The organism is Micromonospora sp. KC721 (assembly GCF_004348355.1).
Taxonomy (GTDB): Bacteria; Actinomycetota; Actinomycetes; order Mycobacteriales; family Micromonosporaceae; genus Micromonospora.
The window spans coordinates 1-3,405 of sequence record NZ_SMJY01000331.1 but is presented as its reverse complement, the minus strand read 5'-3'; the positions used below and the strand labels follow the sequence as shown (position 1 = coordinate 3,405).

Genomic DNA, 3,405 nt, shown 5'->3' with positions numbered 1-3,405 from the left:
GAGCAGATGCGGGTGGACGCGCAGGCGGTGGCGGGGACGAGCGCGCAGTTGCGGGCGGTGCTCGGCGCCTGACGGGGCGGTTCTGGGTCGTCCGCTCGACTGCGGTGGGGGGGGTGCCGGATCCGAGCGGAGGCACCTTTCACCGCGAATCGAGTTTGATCATGGACGGGGCGCCGGCGGGGCGACGACGCTCACGTGGTCGGGTGTGCTCGCGGTGCGGCAGCATGGTGGGGTGAGGGAGACGGTCGACACGCTGGCCGGCCTGGTGGCCGCCGGTGGTGTCGCGGTGTTGAGCGGGGCCGGGTTGTCCACCGAGTCGGGGATCCCCGACTATCGGGGGCCCAGCGGGCTGGCCCGCCGGCACACCCCGATGACCTACCAGACGTTCACCGGTGACCCGGCGGCGCGACGCCGGTACTGGGCGCGCAGTCACGTGGGATGGCGCGGCATCGCGCAGGCCGTGCCGAACGACGGACACCGGGCGGTGGCCCGGTTGCAGGCCGCCGGCCTGGTCGACGGGATCGTCACCCAGAACGTCGACGGGTTGCACACCGCGGCGGGCAGCCGGGATGTGGTGGAGTTGCACGGCCGGCTGGCCCAGGTGGTGTGTCTGGGGTGTGGCCACCGCAGCGCGCGTGAGCAGGTGCAGCAGCGGCTGCGGCAGGCCAACCCGGGGTTCGCGGTCGTGGCCGGGACGGTCCACCCCGACGGTGACGTCGACCTCGACGACGGGCAGGTCGTGGGCTTCCGTACGGTCGACTGCGGGCGCTGCGGGACGGGGATGCTGAAACCGGACGTGGTGTTCTTCGGTGAGCGGGTGCCTGTCGACCGGGTGGCGCGGTGTTTCGCGATGGTCGACCGGGCGCGGGCGCTGCTGGTGCTGGGGTCGTCGTTGACGGTGTTGTCGGGGCGGCGGTTCGTGGTGCGGGCGGCCCGGCAGGGCATCCCGGTGGTGATCGTCAACCAGGGGCCGACACGCGGCGACGGGTACGCGACGCTGCGGGTGGACGCGCCGTTGGGGATGCTGCTGCCGGCGGTGGCCGACCGGGTGGGCGCGGCGGCGCCGGTCGCCGGATAGCCGGGACCGCCTGCGGGGGGTACGCCGACGGTCTGCGTCGGCGGCGCTGGTAGCGTTGACCATGCCGGTACCACCCACGCGGGAGAGACCGCCCCCACCAGTGCGGGGCGGCGCCGAAGGGGCAGCTTCCTCCCCGGAACCTCTCAGGCAAAAGGACCGCGGGGGCAGGCACTGTGGAGCGCCCCGGGCGCGACTCAGGGGGAGGCCGATCCGTCGACCTCGCCCCCTGCTAGGAGCCCAGCGCATGACCGTAGAGCAGTTCGCCGACCGGCACATCGGCCCCGACCCGGCCGACGAGCGCCGGATGTTGGAGGCCGTCGGTTACGGCTCGATCGACGAGCTGATGGACGCGGCGATCCCCGAGGTGATCCGCTGGCACGGCACCCTGGACCTGCCGCAGCCGGTCGGGGAGCGGGAGGCGATCGCCGAGCTGCGCGCCCTGGCGGCCCGCAACACCGTCGCCGTGTCGATGATCGGGTTGGGTTACCACGGCACCCACACCCCGGCGGTGATCCGCCGCAACGTGCTGGAGAACCCGGCCTGGTACACCGCGTACACGCCGTACCAGCCGGAGATCAGCCAGGGCCGGTTGGAGGCGCTGCTGAACTTCCAGACGATGGTGACGGATCTGACCGGGTTGGCCACGGCGAACGCCTCGATGCTCGACGAGGGCACCGCCGCGGCGGAGGCGATGACCCTGGCCCGCCGCGCGTCGAAGAGCAGCAGCGCGGTGTACGTGGTCGACGCCGACGCGCTGCCCCAGACCATCGCGGTGATCATGGGTCGGGCCGAGCCGCTCGGCATCGAGGTGCGGGTTCTCGACGTCGACCGCGACGAGTTGCCCGACGAGTTCTTCGGCCTGCACCTGCAGTACCCGGGGGCGTCGGGGGCGGTGCGGGACCACACGGATCTCGTCGAGGCCGCGCATGCGGCCGGCGCGCTGGTCACCGTCGCCGCGGATCTGCTGGCGTTGACGCTGCTGCGCCCGCCGGGGGAGGTCGGGGCGGACATCGCCGCCGGCACCACCCAGCGGTTCGGGGTGCCGATGGGGTTCGGTGGCCCGCACGCCGGCTATCTGGCGGTACGTTCGGGGTTGGAGCGGATGCTGCCCGGTCGGCTGGTGGGGGTGTCCCGCGACGCGGCCGGCAATCCGGCGTACCGGCTGGCGTTGCAGACCCGCGAGCAGCACATCCGGCGGGAGCGGGCGACCAGCAACATCTGCACCGCGCAGGTGCTGTTGGCGGTGATGGCCGGCATGTACGCGGTCTACCACGGCCCGGACGGGTTGCGGGCGATCGCCCGGCGTACCCATGGCATGGCGGCGCGGCTCGCGGCCGGGCTGCGCGCCGGTGGGGTGCCGGTCGCGGAGGTCGCGTTCTTCGACACGGTGACCGCGACGGTGCCGGGGCGGGCCGTCGCGGTGGTCGCCGCCGCGGCGCGGCACGGCGTCAACCTTCGGTTGGTCGACGCCGACCGGGTGGGGATCAGCTGCGACGAGACGACCACGGCGGCGCACCTGTCGGCGGTGTGGGCGGCGTTCGGGGTGCCGGGCTTCGACGGTGACGGCGGTGACGAGCTGCCGGCGGTGCTGCGCCGCGGCGGTGATTTCCTCACCCACCCGGTGTTTCGCACCCATCACTCGGAGACGGCGATGCTGCGCTATCTGCGCCGGTTGGCCGATTTCGACTATGCGTTGGACCGCGGCATGATTCCGCTGGGGTCGTGCACGATGAAGCTCAACGCCACCACCGAGATGGAGCCGGTGTCGTGGCCGGAGTTCGCCGACGTGCATCCGTTGGCGCCGGCGGCGCAGACCGCCGGGTACCGGGAGCTGATCGGCCAGCTGGAGGGGTGGCTGGCGGAGGTGACCGGCTACGACGCGGTCAGTGTGCAGCCCAACGCCGGCTCGCAGGGGGAGTTGGCCGGGTTGCTGGCGATCCGGGCGTACCACCGCGGCCGGGGCGAGGGGCACCGGGACGTGTGCCTGATTCCGTCGTCGGCGCACGGCACCAACGCCGCGTCGGCGGTGATGGCCGGGATGCGGGTGGTGGTGGTCGGCTGCGACGGCGACGGCAACGTCGACCTGGTCGACCTCGACACGAAGATCGACAAGCATCGGGACGCCCTGGCGGCGATCATGGTGACGTACCCGTCGACGCACGGGGTGTACGAGACGGGCATCGCGTCGCTGTGCGCGAAGGTCCACGACGCCGGCGGGCAGGTGTACGTCGACGGGGCGAACCTCAACGCCCTCGTCGGGTTCGCCAAGCCGGGACGCTTCGGCGCGGACGTGTCGCACCTGAACCTGCACAAGACGTTCTGCATCC

Annotated in this window: 2 protein-coding genes and 1 riboswitch; both genes read left to right on the top strand. The window is 72.8% G+C overall.

The annotated features are described in order from the left end of the window. Nucleotides 1-232 precede the first annotated feature (232 nt). Nucleotides 233-1,078: an NAD-dependent protein deacetylase gene (locus E1182_RS29880; protein WP_132271070.1), complete on the top strand. Its 846-nt coding sequence runs from the start codon at nucleotides 233-235 to the stop codon at nucleotides 1,076-1,078. Nucleotides 1,079-1,147: 69 nt separating this feature from the next. Next, nucleotides 1,148-1,247: riboswitch (glycine riboswitch) on the top strand. A 75-nt stretch (nucleotides 1,248-1,322) separates the two neighbouring features. Beyond that, nucleotides 1,323-3,405, top strand: a 2,083-nt coding sequence (gene gcvP, locus E1182_RS29875; protein WP_132271069.1) for an aminomethyl-transferring glycine dehydrogenase, incomplete at its 3' end; no start/stop codon positions are given.